This is a genomic window from Streptomyces sp. NPDC018693 (assembly GCF_044391385.1).
In the GTDB taxonomy this organism is placed as follows: Bacteria; Actinomycetota; Actinomycetes; order Streptomycetales; family Streptomycetaceae; genus Streptomyces.
In genome coordinates, this window is sequence record NZ_JBIRZZ010000002.1 from 106,160 (window position 1) to 121,464 (window position 15,305).

At 71.3% G+C, this 15,305-nt stretch carries 17 protein-coding genes, 1 tRNA gene and 1 pseudogene; 11 read left to right on the forward strand and 8 right to left on the reverse strand.

Translation table 11 applies throughout. The annotated features are described in order from the left end of the window. Window positions 1-316: 316 nt before the first annotated feature. The 8 genes from ACH5AC_RS04715 (at window position 317) to ACH5AC_RS04750 (ending at window position 5,317) form a co-directional block, all read left to right on the forward strand. Window positions 317-835: a hypothetical protein gene (locus ACH5AC_RS04715; RefSeq protein ID WP_398860899.1), complete on the forward strand. Its 519-nt coding sequence runs from the start codon at window positions 317-319 to the stop codon at window positions 833-835. Between the two features lie 59 nt (window positions 836-894). Then, window positions 895-1,326 (forward strand): tRNA adenosine(34) deaminase TadA, encoded by a 432-nt coding sequence (gene tadA, locus ACH5AC_RS04720; RefSeq protein WP_398860177.1) that lies wholly within the window; start codon window positions 895-897, stop codon window positions 1,324-1,326. 45 nt (window positions 1,327-1,371) lie between these two features. Beyond that, window positions 1,372-1,456: transfer RNA gene (locus ACH5AC_RS04725), tRNA-Ser, on the forward strand. A gap of 310 nt (window positions 1,457-1,766) precedes the next feature. Beyond that, window positions 1,767-1,943: a hypothetical protein gene (locus ACH5AC_RS04730; RefSeq protein WP_398860178.1), complete on the forward strand. Its 177-nt coding sequence runs from the start codon at window positions 1,767-1,769 to the stop codon at window positions 1,941-1,943. Window positions 1,944-1,975: 32 nt separating this feature from the next. Next, a complete protein-coding gene (locus ACH5AC_RS04735; RefSeq protein WP_398860179.1) occupies window positions 1,976-2,269 on the forward strand; it encodes a Dabb family protein in 294 nt (97 codons plus the stop codon). A gap of 183 nt (window positions 2,270-2,452) precedes the next feature. Next, entirely contained in the window at window positions 2,453-3,286 is an 834-nt protein-coding gene (locus ACH5AC_RS04740) for an RNA polymerase sigma factor SigF (protein WP_398860180.1), read from the forward strand. 331 nt (window positions 3,287-3,617) lie between these two features. Beyond that, window positions 3,618-4,520: an RNA polymerase sigma factor SigF gene (locus tag ACH5AC_RS04745; protein ID WP_398860181.1), complete on the forward strand. Its 903-nt coding sequence runs from the start codon at window positions 3,618-3,620 to the stop codon at window positions 4,518-4,520. Window positions 4,521-5,074: 554 nt separating this feature from the next. Further along, window positions 5,075-5,317, forward strand: a complete 243-nt coding sequence (locus ACH5AC_RS04750; RefSeq protein ID WP_398860182.1) for a hypothetical protein — start codon at window positions 5,075-5,077, stop codon at window positions 5,315-5,317. Window positions 5,318-5,422: 105 nt separating this feature from the next. On the opposite strand, the gene ACH5AC_RS04755 is transcribed toward ACH5AC_RS04750, so the two are convergent. Beyond that, the gene (locus tag ACH5AC_RS04755; RefSeq protein WP_398860183.1) at window positions 5,423-5,620 is read right to left on the reverse strand and encodes a hypothetical protein; all 198 of its coding nucleotides are present in this window, start codon (window positions 5,618-5,620) and stop codon (window positions 5,423-5,425) included. 116 nt (window positions 5,621-5,736) lie between these two features. Here ACH5AC_RS04755 and ACH5AC_RS04760 point away from each other — a divergent pair. Further along, window positions 5,737-6,040, forward strand: a pseudogene (locus tag ACH5AC_RS04760) (MFS transporter); the annotation flags it as partial. A gap of 200 nt (window positions 6,041-6,240) precedes the next feature. Next, complete coding sequence (locus ACH5AC_RS04765; RefSeq protein WP_398860184.1) at window positions 6,241-6,711, forward strand: PPOX class F420-dependent oxidoreductase; 471 nt, start codon at window positions 6,241-6,243, stop codon at window positions 6,709-6,711. A gap of 133 nt (window positions 6,712-6,844) precedes the next feature. Here ACH5AC_RS04765 and ACH5AC_RS04770 read toward each other — a convergent pair whose 3' ends face one another. The 7 genes from ACH5AC_RS04770 to ACH5AC_RS04800 form a co-directional block, all read right to left on the reverse strand. Beyond that, window positions 6,845-9,010: a glycosyltransferase family 39 protein gene (locus tag ACH5AC_RS04770; RefSeq protein WP_398860185.1), complete on the reverse strand. Its 2,166-nt coding sequence runs from the start codon at window positions 9,008-9,010 to the stop codon at window positions 6,845-6,847. Further along, the gene (locus tag ACH5AC_RS04775; protein ID WP_398860186.1) at window positions 9,007-10,362 is read right to left on the reverse strand and encodes a glycosyltransferase; all 1,356 of its coding nucleotides are present in this window, start codon (window positions 10,360-10,362) and stop codon (window positions 9,007-9,009) included. Before ACH5AC_RS04775 ends, ACH5AC_RS04770 begins: the two co-directional genes overlap by 4 nt. Before the next feature lie 14 nt (window positions 10,363-10,376). Beyond that, window positions 10,377-11,981 (reverse strand): ATP-binding protein, encoded by a 1,605-nt coding sequence (locus ACH5AC_RS04780; RefSeq protein ID WP_398860187.1) that lies wholly within the window; start codon window positions 11,979-11,981, stop codon window positions 10,377-10,379. Further along, window positions 11,978-12,718, reverse strand: a complete 741-nt coding sequence (locus ACH5AC_RS04785) for a response regulator transcription factor (protein WP_398860188.1) — start codon at window positions 12,716-12,718, stop codon at window positions 11,978-11,980. The genes ACH5AC_RS04780 and ACH5AC_RS04785 overlap by 4 nt, the downstream gene beginning before the upstream one ends. A 100-nt stretch (window positions 12,719-12,818) precedes the next feature. Then, window positions 12,819-13,199 carry an antibiotic biosynthesis monooxygenase family protein gene (locus tag ACH5AC_RS04790; protein ID WP_398860189.1) on the reverse strand — a complete coding sequence of 127 codons (381 nt, stop codon included), beginning with the start codon at window positions 13,197-13,199 and terminating at the stop codon, window positions 12,819-12,821. Window positions 13,200-13,295: 96 nt separating this feature from the next. Then, on the reverse strand, window positions 13,296-14,168 hold the full coding sequence (locus ACH5AC_RS04795) for a DUF2797 domain-containing protein (RefSeq protein ID WP_398860190.1): 873 nt from the start codon (window positions 14,166-14,168) through the stop codon (window positions 13,296-13,298). Further along, the gene (locus ACH5AC_RS04800) at window positions 14,089-14,508 is read right to left on the reverse strand and encodes an HGxxPAAW family protein (protein ID WP_398860191.1); all 420 of its coding nucleotides are present in this window, start codon (window positions 14,506-14,508) and stop codon (window positions 14,089-14,091) included. The genes ACH5AC_RS04795 and ACH5AC_RS04800 overlap by 80 nt, the downstream gene beginning before the upstream one ends. Before the next feature lie 115 nt (window positions 14,509-14,623). Between ACH5AC_RS04800 and ACH5AC_RS04805 the strand changes: the two genes are divergently transcribed. Further along, on the forward strand, window positions 14,624-15,145 hold the full coding sequence (locus tag ACH5AC_RS04805; RefSeq protein ID WP_398860192.1) for a MarR family transcriptional regulator: 522 nt from the start codon (window positions 14,624-14,626) through the stop codon (window positions 15,143-15,145). Window positions 15,146-15,305 lie beyond the last annotated feature (160 nt).

Sequence of the window (15,305 nt, forward strand, 5' to 3'; positions counted from 1 at the left end):
CCGGGAAGATCAGCGATGTCATGGACGTTGTGCGGGTGGGCGTGCGTGGACGCGCCGGAAAGCCGCGTACGATCCGCTCTTGGCGGCAACGAGTGTGCTGGTGGGGTCGCTTGTGCACGCGTCACCCGGGTGCCCGGGGGTGCGCGCGGACATGCGATCAAAACCACCGGACACAGGGAGCCGAAGACGTCCCCTGAACGCCTTGTTTCTGCCACGATTCCGAGTGGGTGGGGCTCGGAGCCTGAGCTCTCTCCGCCCGCGACCTCCGCCGGGGGGACCTCCAACCGGCACACCTATGACCAGTGGGAGAGTCACGGTGTACTTCGCCGCACTGCTCGCGCGCACCGAAGACGGGTGGGAAGCGAGCGACACAGAGCTCGACGATGTGGAGACCCTGTCCGATCTGGCCGACCTCGCCCGGGAGGCGTCCCCCGACGAGGACACGGTGCTCGTGCTGATCGAGCAGGAGAACTCGTGGTTCGGCGTGGTCCGCGTCGACGGCGAGGACGACCCGCGTATCTACGTCTCGGACGCCGCTGCCGCCGCCCGCAGCTCGTACGGCGAGATCCTGCTCACCGACGAACTGCTCGGCCGGGATCCGGGTGACGACGACCTGGACGCCCTCGACCTCGACGGCACCGAGGACGGCGACGACGAGGACGACGACGCGGCCGACAGCTCCGGCGAGGCCGTGCCGCACGGCCCGGTCGGCGACGCCGGCATCCTCGACGACCTCGGCGTCAGCGAGAAGGAGCTGAAGTCGCTGTCGGAGGACGCCGTCGGGGAGATCGCCGAGGCCCTGGGCGCCTCGGAGGTGCTGGAGACCGTCCGCTGACCGCGCCCATCGAAGAGGGCCGGGTTCCCGACCCTGTACGCGACCGCTGGCGGGCCGCGATGCGGCTCGCCCTGGACGAGGCACGGCTGGCCGTCCGGGGCGGGGACGTCCCCGTCGGCGCCGTCGTGCTGTCCGCCGACGGTACGACGGTCCTGGCGACCGGGCACAACGAGCGGGAGGCCACCGGCGACCCCACCGCCCACGCGGAGGTGCTCGCCATCCGGCGGGCCGCCGAACGCCTCGGCGCGTGGCGGCTGACCGACTGCACCCTCGTCGTCACCCTGGAACCGTGCACGATGTGCGCGGGCGCGATCGTGCAGTCCCGGGTGGACCGCGTGGTCTACGGCGCCCGCGACGACAAGGCGGGCGCCGCCGGCTCCCTCTGGGACGTCGTACGCGACCGTCGCCTCAACCACCGCCCCGAGGTCGTCGAAGGCGTCCTCGCCGACGACTGCGCCCAGCTCCTGACGGACTTCTTCCGGGACCGGTGAATACCGATTTCCACCCTGGTCGGCCCGTGCTGTAAGGTCTCCCTCGGTAGCGTGTCCGAGCGGCCGAAGGAGCTCGCCTCGAAAGCGAGTGTGGCGCAAGTCACCGAGGGTTCAAATCCCTCCGCTACCGCTCACTGAGAAGGGCCCCGTCGGATCGACGGGGCCCTCTCTGTGGACCGGGCCCTCAAGTGCGCGCCCGTTACGGGGGAAAGCGGCGGCGCGCACCCCGCAGTGGGGCTGGTCCGGTGGCCGGCGGACTCCTGCCAGACCCGCTCGGCCACATCCCCATCCTGCGCCACCGGGACGCGGTGGCGGCGCGCCGAACGGCCCGACCCGTAAGCCGAAGGTCCTTCAATACGATGTGCAGTGGGCCGTGAAAGTTACACTCACGGCCGGCAACAGGGGGCCCGAGAGGCACATCAGTCACAGGGGAGGCCGCGGTGGCGGTGAACGCCAAGAAGATCGCCGTCTACGTGCTCGTGGTCTTCGTGCTGTACGTGATCATCACGGACCCGGAAAAGGCCGCGGACTACGTCCAGATAGGGTTCGAGGGCATATCGGACGCGGCGAAGGCGATCGGCGACTTCTTCACCTGGCTGGCCAACGGGGCCAGTTAGCCCGCACCCTCCGCACCACACTGGGAGTGCCCATGATCCGCCATCTGGTCCTCTTCAAGCTCAACGAGGGCGTCGAGCGCGACGACCCCCGGGTCGTGGAGGGCGAGGCGGCCTTCCGGGCGCTCGGCGACCAGATCGAGGAACTGCGCCACTGGGAGCTGGGCTGGAACATCAGCGAGCGGCCCATCGCCTACGACTTCGCGATCAACTCGGCCGTCGAGGACGCGGACGCCCTGAAGCGGTACCTGGAACACCCCGCCCACCAGGAGGGTGTGGCGCTGTGGCGGCAGTTCGCCACCTGGGTGGTCGCCGACTACGAGTTCTGAGAACCCGGTCCTCCGGGAGCCCCCCGCCACGACGGCGGGGGGCTCCCGTGCGTCGTACGCCTCAACTTGTCCATCAACACGGCGTTATGGGGTGCTTGCACACAGTGCACATGTCTTGTGATGCTATGACCGCTTTTGACGGATGAAGTGCCGAGTCGGACCGATGAAGAGGTGGCGTTGACCATGTCGGCCAGTACTGCGCCGCCACAGGCGGAGGCCCCCGAGGCTGCCGCCACGGAGGTCCCGGCCAAGCGCCGCGGGGCCGACACCCGGGCTCTGACCCAGGTGCTCTTCGCCCAGCTCAAGGAGCTCCAGCCGGGCACGCCGGAGCACCACCGGGTACGTGGGGCGCTCATCGAGGCGAACCTCCCGCTCGTGCGCTACGCGGCCGCCCGCTTCCGCTCCCGCAACGAACCGATGGAGGACGTCATCCAGGTCGGCACGATCGGCCTGATCAACGCCATCGACCGGTTCGACCCGGACCGGGGCGTGCAGTTCCCGACGTTCGCGATGCCGACGGTGGTCGGCGAGATCAAGCGGTACTTCCGCGACAACGTCCGCACGGTCCACGTACCGCGCCGCCTCCACGAGCTGTGGGTCCAGGTCAACAGCGCCACGGAGGATCTCACCACGGCCTACGGACGCACCCCCACGACCGCCGAGATCGCCGAGCGTCTGCGGATCGGCGAGGACGAGGTCCTGTCGTGCATCGAGGCGGGCCGCTCCTACCACGCGACCTCCCTGGAGGCGGCCCAGGAGGGCGACGGCCTGCCCGGCCTGCTGGACCGCCTCGGCTACGAGGATCCGGCACTGGACGGCGTGGAACACCGCGACCTGGTCCGCCACCTCCTGGTCCAACTACCGGAACGCGAACAGCGAATCCTCCTGCTGCGCTACTACAGCAACCTCACCCAGTCCCAGATCAGCGCGGAGCTGGGCGTCTCCCAGATGCACGTCTCACGCCTCCTGGCCCGCAGCTTCCAGCGCCTGCGCTCGGCGAACCGCATCGACGCGTAGCCCCGGCACGGCCACTGCCCGCAAGACAGTTCGAGCGGTCACCGTACGAGGGACAACCAGGCACCGTACAAACGCTCGACCGATCACCGACTCGAACGAATCGCTCACCAGGTCGGTTCCCGACAGAATCGCGCTGAAAAGCCGTCACACCCCCTGTTTCCAGGGCCGTTTCGTGACTCACATGTCGACATGTCACTACAGCGTGTTGCCGACATGTGACATTCTGCCGGAAGCGCGTTTGCCGGGGCTCAGGCTCCGGTATTCAGGTGAAGGCTGGCGTTCCTCCACGGGAGCGTTCGCCGCGACCGTCCCGCGACCCAGAGGGGGTGGCATGTCCGCAGACCAGGGCAGCTCGAAGGTGCTCACGCTCACGAAGAGCGAGACCGAGCCCGTAGCGCCGGTCGAGCCCGACGCGCTCGACGACGTCACGGCCCTTGAGGCCGCGCCGGCCCCGGCCCTCCCGACCACAGGGGCGATCGACACCCGCACCCTGTCCCGCTCCCTGTTCCTGCGGCTCGCCGCCCTCGACGAGGACAGCCCCGAGCGCGCGTACGTCCGCGACACGCTCATCGAGCTGAACCTGCCCCTCGTCCGCTACGCCGCCGCCCGCTTCCGCTCCCGCAACGAGCCGATGGAGGACATCGTCCAGGTCGGCACCATCGGCCTGATCAAGGCGATCGACCGCTTCGACTGCGAACGCGGCGTGGAGTTCCCGACGTTCGCGATGCCGACGGTCGTGGGCGAGATCAAGCGCTTCTTCCGCGACACGTCCTGGTCGGTCCGCGTCCCGCGCCGCCTCCAGGAGCTCCGCCTGGCCCTGACCAAGGCGAGCGACGAACTCTCCCAGAAGCTGGACCGCTCCCCCACGGTGACGGAACTGGCGGCGGTCCTGGGCGTCTCCGAGGAGGACGTGGTCGACGGCCTGGCCGTGGGCAACGCCTACACGGCCTCGTCCCTCGACTCCCCGGCCCCCGAGGACGACGGCGGCGAGGGCTCCCTGGCCGACCGCCTGGGCTACGAGGACAGCGCCCTGGAGGGCGTCGAGTACCGCGAGTCCCTGAAGCCCCTCCTCGCGAAGCTGCCGCCCCGCGAGCGTCGCATCATCATGCTCCGCTTCTTCGCCAACATGACCCAGTCCCAGATCGGCGAGGAGGTCGGCATCTCCCAGATGCACGTCTCCCGCCTCCTGACCCGCACCCTCGCCCAACTCCGCGAGGGCCTGATCAACGACTGAACCTCGGCCGAGAGCTTCCTTCCTGACGCATCGTCAGCGACACTGCCACGATGCGACGGCGGACCCGCACCTGGACACGGGGTCGCCGAGGCACCGCCGCACTGGCCGCCTCGGCGACCCTCTGCACAGCCACCCTGCTCACGGCACACGCCCTCAACGACGGCCCGCCCGGACAGGGTTACACCGCGACGGGCACCGCGGGCGGACCGTCACCGGGCCCGGGCCGCCCGACGGGCGAGGTACGCCTGATACCGCTGGCCCCGCCTTCCAAGTCAGCTGCGGCTGCGCCACCTTCGGCGCCGTCGGCCGACCCGGCGACGGCAACTCCCGCACGCCCGCAGGCCCCTGCCCGGACACCGGGCAGCTCTCCCGACTCCCCGGCCGGACCACCACACCCGCATACGCCGTCCCCCGGCAGCACGCCCCCTCAGAGGCCCGCACCGGTCCCGGCGCCCAGCACCCCCACCGCCACTCCCACGCCCACCCCCGGACCGCCGCTCCTCACCACCGAAGCCGCTGTCCGAACCCCCACCGACCGCCGTCACTGCGAGAACGTGACGCTGGTCTTCCGCAACTCGGGTGGTACGGCGGTGACTTCAGGTGCCGTAGCCCTCGGCACGCACATCATCGACTCGATCGGCATCGACTGGGTGACGATCGAGTCGACCCACGACCTCCCGACCCCGATCGCCCCTGGCGCGAAGAAGCGCCAGACCTGGACGGTATGCGTGGACGCCTGGCGGGTCCCCCTGGGCATGCACATCGAGACCCGGGACGTCTCGGTCACCTGGAGGTAGGCGACTCACCCGTGCGGGAGCGAGCCGAGAAGCGGGCGGCCCGACGGTCACTTGAAGGCGCCGCCCGCGCGCACTCCCTACGACCCGACGTCCAGTCAGGCCCTGCTACTTGAGCGCCAGCCAAGCCACCGCCGCCACGATGGCCACCGCCGCCACGATGCCGACGATCAGCCCGATGCGCGGGCCGGCCGGCGCGGATGACTGGCGGGAAGCCTCGGGGGCGCCCTCGTCGACGAACGCGCGGAACATCTGGGTGCTGCCGGCGGGGTCGTAGTTGCCCTGCGGGCCCTGCGTGTTAGCCATGTGCCGAGACACTAGCGAAGAGGCGGCCGAGTCCCCAAGCGGGGGGCGAACCACGGGGCTCGTGCTGGTCGTCGGCAATACTTGCCTCTGCCAACTTTTTGCTGCCGCCACCCTCCGTCGCCCCGCACGAGCTCGGCGCCGCCGGCTCGGTGGTCACCTTCTTCCGCTCCCTCGGCGGCGCGATGGGCGTCTCCGCGCTCGGGTCGGTGATGTCGACGCGGATCACCCACTACGCGAAGGACACCGTCACCACCCTCGACCCGCAGTCGCAGGCGGCCGCGGACCACCGGCGCCCTCTCCGGCCGCCGACTGGGCCGCTCGGTCGCCCAGGCCGACGGTGCCTACGCGCCGGGCGCGGGCCCGTACGTGCTGATCGCCGCCGCCGACGGGTTCCAGCCGCAGGCGTCCACGGGCACGGTCCGGACGGGCGTACGCCTTCACCGACCTCGAACTCGCCCACGGGTCCGGGTGGGGCCCGGCTGGGCGGCGTCGGCACGGTCACCCACCTCGGCACCGGCGCCTATCCCTGGGGCGGGCATCGCGGCCATCGGTACGACACTCGGGGTCGAGCAGGACATCCAGGCGGTCCGGGGCGAGGCGCTCCCCCTAGGCTGACCCCCATGGCACCGAACATCGCGACCAACACCCGCGTATCGCTGGACGAGTTGCTGGACTTCGTACGCCCCCGCCACCGCGCCGTCCTCCTCACCCGCCGGGCCGACGGCGGGCCCCAGGGGTCGCCGCTGACCTGCGGGGTCGACGACTCGGGCCGGATCGTGGTGTCGACGTACCCCGAGCGCGCCAAGACGCGCAACGCCAAGCGCGACGAGCGGGTCAGCCTGATCGTCCTCAGCGACGACTGGAACGGCCCCTGGGTCCAGATCGACGGCACGGCCGAGGTCATCGACGCCCCCGACTCGGTGGAGCCGCTCGTCGAGTACTACCGCAACATCGCGGGCGAACACCCGGACTGGGACGAGTATCGGGAGGCGATGGTCAGGCAGGGCAAGTCGATCATCCGGATCACGCCGGAGCGCTGGGGTCCGGTGGCCACGGGCGGCTTCCCGGCGCGGCTCGCGTCGGCTGACTGAGCCGGCTGACGAGGCGACGGGTCAGCCGCTTTCGACCATCGTCTCGATGCCCGCGATCAGCAGGAGAGGGCGGTGGCCGCCCGTAGTGCCTGGCTGCCACCGCCCTCGACTCGGCGAACCGTTCCCTGGAGCGTCAGCCGCTCGCCTTCCGGGTCAGGTCGTAGAACGTGGCCGAACCGACCGTCACCTGCTCGAAGTTGGCCTGGACCCACTCGCTGATCTGGGACGACGTACCGTTGCCGGCACCGCCCGCACCGCCGCCCATGCCGCCGCCCGCGATGAAGTAGTGGATCCTTCCGTCCGCCACGTACTGCTGGAACTGCTCCAGCGTCGGCGACGGGTCGGTGCCGTTGAAGCCGCCGATCGCCATCACCGCCTCGCCCGTGGCCAGTTGGTAGCTCGCGGCGTTCTGGGCGCCGATGGCCGCCGCGGCCCAGGTGTACTGGTCGGCGTCCGTCTCCAGCAGCTCCTTGGCCTCGGCGGAGACGCTGGCGCCGTTGAGCAGACCGCCCATGCCACCGCCGCCGCCCGTGCGACCGCCGGTGCCGGTGTCGGTGCCGGTGTCGGTGCCGGTGCCGCCCTGCTGGTTCTGGCCCGGCATACCGCCGCCGGGGAGGCCGTTGCCCTGCGCGGTCCCGCCGCCGTTCTGCTGGCCCTGCTGGTTCTGGCCGGGCATCCCACCCCCTGGGAAGCCGCCCCGCATGCCCCCACCACCAGGAGTCCCGCCGGGAGCCGTCCCGGGACCGCCGCCCCGGCCGCCCATCGCCGACGCGCCCGACGGGCCCGCCGTCACGATGGACCCGGTGTGGCCCTCCTGCAAGGTGCTGACGGTGTACGCGGCCGGCCCGGCCAGCGACGCCACCAGCCCCACGGACGCCGCCGCGAGAGCCAGCCGCCGGTTGATCCGGCCCGCGAAGACCAGGCCCAGCGCGGCGGTCAGGCCGCCGACGAGGACCAGCCACCTCAGCCAGGGCAGGTAGTCGGGGGTGCGGTTGAGCAGGACGTACGACCAGGTGGCCGCCGCGACGACCGAGGCGGCGAGGGCGAGCGACGCCCAGGTCTCCTTCCGCTTCTCCCAGAGCAGCCCGGCACCCATGCCGGTCACGGCCGCCAGGTAGGGGGCGAGGGCGACGGTGTAGTACTCGTGGAAGATGCCCGCCATGAAGCTGAAGACGACCATGGTCATCAGCAGCGAGCCGCCCCAGACCAGGAAGGAGGCGCGGGTGACGGACGTACGACGCGCCTTCCGGGTCGCCACCAGTCCGGCCACCAGCAGGATCAGCGCGGCCGGCAGCAGCCAGGAGATCTGGCCGCCGATCGAGGAGTTGAACATCCGGTCCCAGCCGGTCTCCCCCCACCGGCCGCCGCCATTGCCGCCGCCACCGCCGCCGACGCTTCCGGTCTCCTCGCCGTTGAGCCGGCCGAGGCCGTTGTAGCCGAAGGTCAGCTCCAGGAAGGAGTTGTTCTGCGAGCCGCCGATGTACGGGCGGGAGGACGCCGGCCACAGTTCGACGATCGCCACCCACCAGCCGCCGGAGACGACCAGCGCGGCGGTCGCGGCGGCCAGCTGACCGAACCGCTTCCTCAGCGACACCGGCGCGCAGACCGCGTAGACGGCGGCCAGCGCCGGCAGGATCAGGAACGCCTGGAGCGTCTTGGCGAGGAAGGCGAAGCCGATCGCGACACCGGCCCACACCAGCCACTTCGTACGGCCGTCCTCCAGGCCCCGTACGACGAGGTGGCAGGCCACCGCCATCAGCAGGGCGAGCATCGCGTCCGGGTTGTTGAAGCGGAACATCAGCGCCGCGACCGGGGTGAGCGCCAGCACGGCGCCCGCGACCAGTCCGGCCACCGGGCTGAAGCGGCGGCGTACGGCGGCGTGGACCACCGCGACGGTGGCGACGCCCATCAGCACCTCGGGGACGAGGATCGCCCAGGTGTTCAGGCCGAAGAGCCGCACGGACAGGGCCATCGGCCACAGCGAGGCCGGGGGCTTGTCGACGGTGATGGCGTTGCCCGCGTCCAGCGAGCCGAAGAAGAACGCCTTCCAGCTCTGGCTGCCGGCCTGGACGGCGGCGGAGTAGAAGGAGTTGGCGTAGCCGGAGGCGCTCAGGTTGTAGAGGTAGAGCAGGCCGGTCGCCAGCAGCAGTGCGAAGAAGGCCGGGCGGGCCCAGCGGGGGTCGTCGGGGCGGCCGCGCCACAGGCGTCGCACGAAGGGCTGCCGGGGCTCACCGGACTCGGGGGGCGCGGCGGGCAGGGGGGTCGGTGTGCCCGGGACGGTCTGGGTCTGCGTGGTCATCGGGCGTCCCCCGGCTCGGTGTCGTAGTCGTGGGGGCGCGTCGGGCGCGGACTCACTGATGTCGGCGGTGTCGGGGATGACGGCGGTGTCGGCGGTGTCGGCGCGCCGGTCTCCCGCCGGTCCCCGAACACCCACACCCGGAAGAGCAGGAAGCGCATGACCGTCGCGGCGAGGTTGGCGACGACCAGGACCGCCAGCTCGGTGAGGCGCGAGGGGTGGTCGGTCGCCGCGTTGAGGGCGACGAGGGAGCCGCTGGTCAGCGTCAGCCCGATGCCGAAGACCACCAGGCCCTGCGCCTGGTGCTTGAGCACGCCGCCCGCGCCGCGCACCCCGAAGGTGAGCCGGCGGTTGGCGGCCGTGTTGGCGATCGCGGAGATGAGAAGCGCGAGCGCGTTGGCGACCTGCGAGCCGCTGAAGAGGCGGAAGCCGCTGTAGAGCAGCAGGTAGAAGAGGGTGGACAGGCCACCGACGACACAGAAGCCGAGAAGCTGGCGGGCCAGGCCCTTGGGTACGTCCATGATCTCGCGGTCGCGGGGGTCGTCGCCGAACGGCCTGGTCAGCCGGTCCAGCGGAAGCGAACCGGTGGCCAGTGCCTTCCCTACGCGCCACACCCCCTTCAGGTCCTCGGTAGCCGTCCTCACGATGTGCACCGTGGAGTCCGGGTCGTCGACCCAGTCGACCGGCACCTCGTGGATACGGAGGCCGGCGCGTTCGGCGAGCACAAGCATCTCAGTGTCGAAGAACCAGCCCGTGTCTTCCACCAGGGGGAGCAGAACTCGCGCCACGTCCCGGCGGATCGCCTTGAAGCCGCACTGGGCGTCGGAGAAGCGGGCCTGGAGCGAGCCGCGCAGGATGAGGTTGTAGGAGCGGGAGATGAACTCCCGCTTCGGGCCGCGTACGACCCGGGCGCTGCGGGCCAGCCGGGAGCCGATCGCCAGGTCGGAGTGGCCCGAGATCAGCGGCGCGACCAGCGGCAGCAGCGCGTTGAGGTCCGTGGACAGGTCCACGTCCATGTAGGCGAGGATCGGGGCGTCCGAGGCCGACCAGACGCTGCGCAGCGCCCGGCCGCGGCCCTTCTGGTCGAGGCGGACGGACGTGACCTCCGGGATCCTCGCGGCCAGCAGGCGCGCCACCTCGGGGGTGGTGTCCGTGGAGGCGTTGTCCGCGATGGTGATGCGGAACGGGTACGGGAAGGTGCGGACGAGGTGCTCGTGCAGTCGCTCGACGCACGGCCGGAGGTCCTGCTCCTCGTTGTAGACGGGGATCACTACGTCCAGGACCGGCGTGCCCACGGGCGCGGCCGGGAGGTGCTCCCGCGCCGGCAGGGTGCCGGGAGAGAAGTCGGTTCGCATGGGGTCGACTCTCGTCAGGCGCGCTGTTCTGCCCATGTGGTGACGCTGTGCTGTGCCTGTGAGTGCTGTTGCCGGCCCATTTCCGTACTCGGCTGAGGTGCGAGCGCGGGCAGACTCACCGTGAAGACGGTCCGGCCGGGCACGCTGTCGACGGTCACCGCGCCGCCGTGCGCGGTCGCCACGGCCTGCACGATGGCGAGGCCGAGGCCGGTCGAGCCGGTGGCGCGGGAGCGGCCGGAGTCGCCGCGCGCGAACCGTTCGAAGACGCGCGGCAGCAACTCCGCCGGGATGCCCTGGCCGTTGTCCTCGACGTCCACGCACAGCCAGGGGCCGCGCCGGGCGACGCGGGCGGTGACCGTCGTACCGGGCGGGGTGTGGGTGCGGGCGTTGGCGAGGAGGTTGACCAGGACCTGTTGCAGCCGGGCCGCGTCGGCGCAGACCAGGGCGGGCTCGTCCGGCAGGTCCAGGCGCCAGAGGTGGTCCGGGCCGGCCGCGCGGGCGTCGCTGACGGTGTCGACGACGAGCGGGGCGAGGTCGGTCTGCTCGAACTGCAGGGGGCGTCCGGCGTCCAGCCGGGCGAGCAGCAGCAGGTCCTCCACCAGCAGTGTCATCCGGCCCGCCTCGGACTCGATCCGGCCGAGGGCGTGCCGGGTGTCGGGCCCGATCTCCTCCCTGCCGCGGCGGGTCAGCTCGGCGTAGCCCCGGATGGAGGCGAGGGGGGTGCGCAGCTCGTGGCTGGCGTCGGCGACGAACTGCCGTACCCGTGTCTCGCTCTGCTGGCGGGCGTGCAGGGCGCCGTGGACGTGGTCGAGCATGCGGTTGAGGGCGGCACCGACCTTGCCGACCTCGGTGTGCGGGTCGCACTCCGCATCGGGGACGCGTTCGCTGAGGTTGACCTCGCCGGTGTGCAGGGGCAGCTCGGAGACCCGGGTGGCGGTGGCGGCGACCCTGCGCAGGGGGCGGGTGGCGACGCCGACGAGGACGTATCCGGCGATGACGGCGGCGCCGAGTCCGGCGGCGGTGACGCTGGCCTCGACGATGATCAGAGTGTTGATGGTGCTGTCGACCGTCTCGGTCGGCAGGGCGACGTAGTAGTTGCTGCCGTCGTTGCCCTCGACGTACTGCACCAGGTAGTCACCGAGGCCGGGGATGGTCACGGTGTGGTGGCCGGTCCTGGACACGCCCGAGAACACGGCCCGTTGGGCCGCGCTGAGCTCCACGACCTCGTTCCGCTTGAAGCCGTCGGACTCCGGCTCGGCGACGACCGCCCTGGTGATCGTGCCGTCCGTGCCGACCTGCGCGGCCACGGTCTTCGCCTGGGTAGGCCCTGTGGTGAGGAAGCCGTCGAGCCGGTCCTGCCCCGTCGAGGCGAGCTCCTGGTCCAGCTTCCCGGGCGGGGGCCCCGAGAGCCGCTTGCCGGCCTCGTCGACCTGCCCGTCGAGCTGTTCGTACAGATGGGACCGGAGGGCGAGCGTGGTCACCGTGCCGATCACCGCGCAGACCACGGCGATCAGCACCACCGACGCGACGACGAGCCGCGTGCGCAGGGTGCGCGGCTTGCCTGCGCGCCCCGCCGGCCATGCCCGCTTCTTCTGCCGCGGCCGTCGTCGTGTGCTCATGACGCGGCGGGCTTGATCAGGTAGCCGGCGCCGCGCCGGGTGTGGATCATCGGCTCGCGGCCGGCGTCGATCTTCCTGCGCAGGTACGAGATGTAGAGCTCGACCACGTTGGCCTGCCCACCGAAGTCGTACGACCACACCCGGTCGAGGATCTGCGCCTTGCTGAGCACACGGCGCGGATTGCGCATCAGGAAGCGCAGCAGCTCGAACTCGGTGGCGGTGAGGTGGATGGACTGGCCGGCCCGGGACACCTCGTGGCTGTCCTCGTCGAGGGTGAGGTCGCCGACGACCAGGACGGAGTCGGAGCGGTGGTCGGCGGCGCCGGAGCGCCGGATGAGCCCGCGCAGCCGCGCGACGACCTCTTCGAGGCTGAAGGGTTTGGTGACGTAGTCGTCGCCGCCGGCCGTCAGGCCCGCGATACGGTCCTCGACGGCGTCCTTCGCGGTCAGGAAGAGGACGGGCACGTCCGGCAGCTCCCGCCGCAGCCGCCCGAGGACGGCCAGCCCGTCCATGTCCGGCAGCATCATGTCCAGGACGACGGCGTCGGGCCGGAACTCACGCGCGGTCTGCACGGCGCCCTGGCCGTCGCCCGCACTCCGGATCTGCCATCCCTCGTAGCGCAGGGCCATGGACAGCAGTTCGGTGATCGACAGCTCGTCGTCCACCACCAGCACTCGGACGGGGCTCCCGTCCGGCCTCAGCAGTTCGGTGCGCCCCTGGGGCGAGGTCGTGGTCATACCCGCCACGATGTCGGGACGCTCTGAGAGGAGACTTTCGGAAACCTGTGATTTCTCTGAGAAACACACAGGAGGAACTCAGGGAGCTGCTGGGGACGGCTCAGGAAGCCGCTGGGGATGCCTCAGGCATCCCCTGGGAACTCCTCTCGAACCCGTGGCTGTGCTCGACCTTGGCGATGTGCAGCGAGTACCGCTCGTACCAGTGGGCCCGCCCGTACCGCTTGGCCGCCCGGTGCTCGGCGTGGGCCCGCCACTGCTCGATACCGGCGAGGTCCCGGAAGTAGGCGACGGTGACCGAGAGTCCGCCGGGGGTGCGGGCCGAGTCCTCGCCCAGGAATCCGGGCACCTCCTTCACCAACTCCCCCAGCCGCTCGGCCGTCTCGCCGTATCCGTCGTCCTCCTCGGTGCGCAGGGAGGTGAACACGACGGCGTAGTAGGGAGGTTCGTAGGCGGCGACATGTGCGATACGTCGATCACTCATGTCCCCACGATCGGCGCCGACGCGGCACGACGTCCAGACTCCTTACCGAAAGGGATCCCGCAGGGATCCAACTCTTTACCCTTCGCCGCCAGTTGGTCAGAACAGCCCGTCCTGGACCCCCGCATCTCCCCTGAACTCCTTCACCGGCAGGGTGAGTTCATCGCCCTCGGCGGGGACCAGCGCCCACCCCGTCATCAACCGCGTGTCCAGTACGACCACGCCCCTCCCCGTCGTCAGATGCAGGTCCGGCCCCGCGGCCGCCACCAGCCGTCCGCTCACCGCACCGCCCGCGACGAGTTCGCTCACCGCCCCGAATGCCGCCGGCAGGCCGCTGAGGCCGAACACGTCGATGTGGTCGACGGGGCGGCAGGGTTCGCTGGTCAGGGACTCGGGCCAGCCGTCGAGCGCGACGGCCCGCGCGTGCAGGTCCACGACCTCGGCCGCCCGCTCATCGGCCGAGCGCGGGAGCGCCGCCCGTACCGCCCGCTTGGCGCCGTACGGAATCCGGTCGGGCACGCGCAGGGCGGCCCGCAGCAGCTCCTCGGCGCGCCGGGCGGCCATGAGGGGGCCGACGCCGAGCCAGCTGAAGCAGACCGCGCCCTGTTCGAGCAGGCGCGCGGAGCCCCGCTCCTCGGCCGTGATCCCGACCTTGACCATGCCGGGCCCGAACCAGGCGAGATACACGCGGTAGGGCCGCGGGTCGTCGGCGATGCCGTCGGCCGCGACGGAGTGCGCCCGGTCCAGCCGCACACACTCCTCGCACCGGCCCCCCGTCCCCCTCGCCGCCACGGCCGCCCGGTCCGGGCAGGGATGCCCCCGCGCTCCCACACACCGTCTGACCTCCCCCTCGGCGACCGCGAAGGCCACCCGCTTCCCCCGGGCCAGCGGGCTACCGCTCCCCCGGTCCCACACCAGCACGGGCCCGCTCCCCGACCAGCGCAGCCCCTCGCACTTCCATGCCTGTGCCATCGCTGACCACCGTAGAGGCCACCACTGACAACGGGCCCTCGCCGGGCCGCCCCCGCCCGGCGAGGCGGCACCCCAGGCACCCCGGATGCCCGGCACGCGCCCGTCGGTCCCGCACCCGCATCCCCCATTCCGCGGGCGGTCGCACTCCGGGCGGCTTCCCCCAGCCGGTCAAGTGCAGCGCCCAGGTGACCAGCGCGCCGACCATGACCACGGCGAACCCGACCACCAGCAGCGGCGCGGACACGGCACAGACGCCGACGCCCATCACCGTCGCTCCCACGGTCACGATCCCGAACCCGGTCCACCCGGCGACGGTGTGCCCTTCGTCGTACCCGGTCATCAATCCCTCACCTTCTAAGAGGTTCATATCCTAAATCTCTTACAAGGTAAGACAATGGGAAAGCAGATAACAAGGACCCCGAAGAACCGAGGAGCCAGCCCGAGAACGGACCGCGATGACAGCCAAGCCCCGCCCGACCGCCACCCCCGCACAAGCGCTGTCGGCGATGGACGACCTCATCGCGGCGAGCATGGTCGGCCAGCAGGAGATGGCCCAGCGCCTCGGCCTGAACGTCACCGACCTCACGACCTTCGCCTACGTCATCCAGGCCGGCGAGAACCTCCTCACCGCGGGCGACCTGGCCACCAGGGTCCACGTCACGACGGGCGCGGTGACCGGCATCCTGAACCGCCTCGAACGCGCCGGCTGGATCACCCGCCGCCCCGACCCCGCCGACCGCCGCCGGGTCCGCGTGGCCGCCGAACCGGAGGCGGTCGCCCGCGCGTTCGCCCTGTACGCGCCCTACTACGAGCGCCTCAACGCCCTGTTCGCCGACTACTCGCCGGACGAGATCGCCGTACTGACGGACTGGTTCACCCGAGCGACGACCCTGGCGAACGAGTACCGGGAGGAGCTGCGGCGCAAGGAACCGCGGCTAGAGGACGGCGACGCGGGAGCGGAGGCGCCGACACCCTGACGGTCCGTCAACCGGAATCGTTCACACGGCCCTCCGGAAACCCTCACACAGCAGCGGGAACTGTCCTAGGCTGGCGCGGATTTGACCACTTCAGATCGCTTCCGAGGGGGGAGCAGCACCCATGTCCCGCACAGGCACACCTTCCAGACGCAGTCTTCTG

Bases quoted from the DNA above. Each gene is read 5' to 3' on its own strand.
- tadA (WP_398860177.1), top strand. From the start codon at position 895: ATGCGGCTCGCCCTGGACGAGGCACGGCTGGCCGTCCGGGGCGGGGAC.
- ACH5AC_RS04735 (WP_398860179.1), top strand. From the start codon at position 1,976: ATGATCCGCCATCTGGTCCTCTTCAAGCTCAACGAGGGCGTCGAGCGC.
- ACH5AC_RS04740 (WP_398860180.1), top strand. From the start codon at position 2,453: ATGTCGGCCAGTACTGCGCCGCCACAGGCGGAGGCCCCCGAGGCTGCC.
- ACH5AC_RS04745 (WP_398860181.1), top strand. From the start codon at position 3,618: ATGTCCGCAGACCAGGGCAGCTCGAAGGTGCTCACGCTCACGAAGAGC.
- ACH5AC_RS04755 (WP_398860183.1), bottom strand. From the start codon at position 5,620: ATGGCTAACACGCAGGGCCCGCAGGGCAACTACGACCCCGCCGGCAGC.
- ACH5AC_RS04765 (WP_398860184.1), top strand. From the start codon at position 6,241: ATGGCACCGAACATCGCGACCAACACCCGCGTATCGCTGGACGAGTTG.
- ACH5AC_RS04770 (WP_398860185.1), bottom strand. From the start codon at position 9,010: ATGACCACGCAGACCCAGACCGTCCCGGGCACACCGACCCCCCTGCCC.
- ACH5AC_RS04775 (WP_398860186.1), bottom strand. From the start codon at position 10,362: ATGCGAACCGACTTCTCTCCCGGCACCCTGCCGGCGCGGGAGCACCTC.
- ACH5AC_RS04780 (WP_398860187.1), bottom strand. From the start codon at position 11,981: ATGAGCACACGACGACGGCCGCGGCAGAAGAAGCGGGCATGGCCGGCG.
- ACH5AC_RS04785 (WP_398860188.1), bottom strand. From the start codon at position 12,718: ATGACCACGACCTCGCCCCAGGGGCGCACCGAACTGCTGAGGCCGGAC.
- ACH5AC_RS04790 (WP_398860189.1), bottom strand. From the start codon at position 13,199: ATGAGTGATCGACGTATCGCACATGTCGCCGCCTACGAACCTCCCTAC.
- ACH5AC_RS04795 (WP_398860190.1), bottom strand. From the start codon at position 14,168: ATGGCACAGGCATGGAAGTGCGAGGGGCTGCGCTGGTCGGGGAGCGGG.
- ACH5AC_RS04800 (WP_398860191.1), bottom strand. From the start codon at position 14,508: ATGACCGGGTACGACGAAGGGCACACCGTCGCCGGGTGGACCGGGTTC.
- ACH5AC_RS04805 (WP_398860192.1), top strand. From the start codon at position 14,624: ATGACAGCCAAGCCCCGCCCGACCGCCACCCCCGCACAAGCGCTGTCG.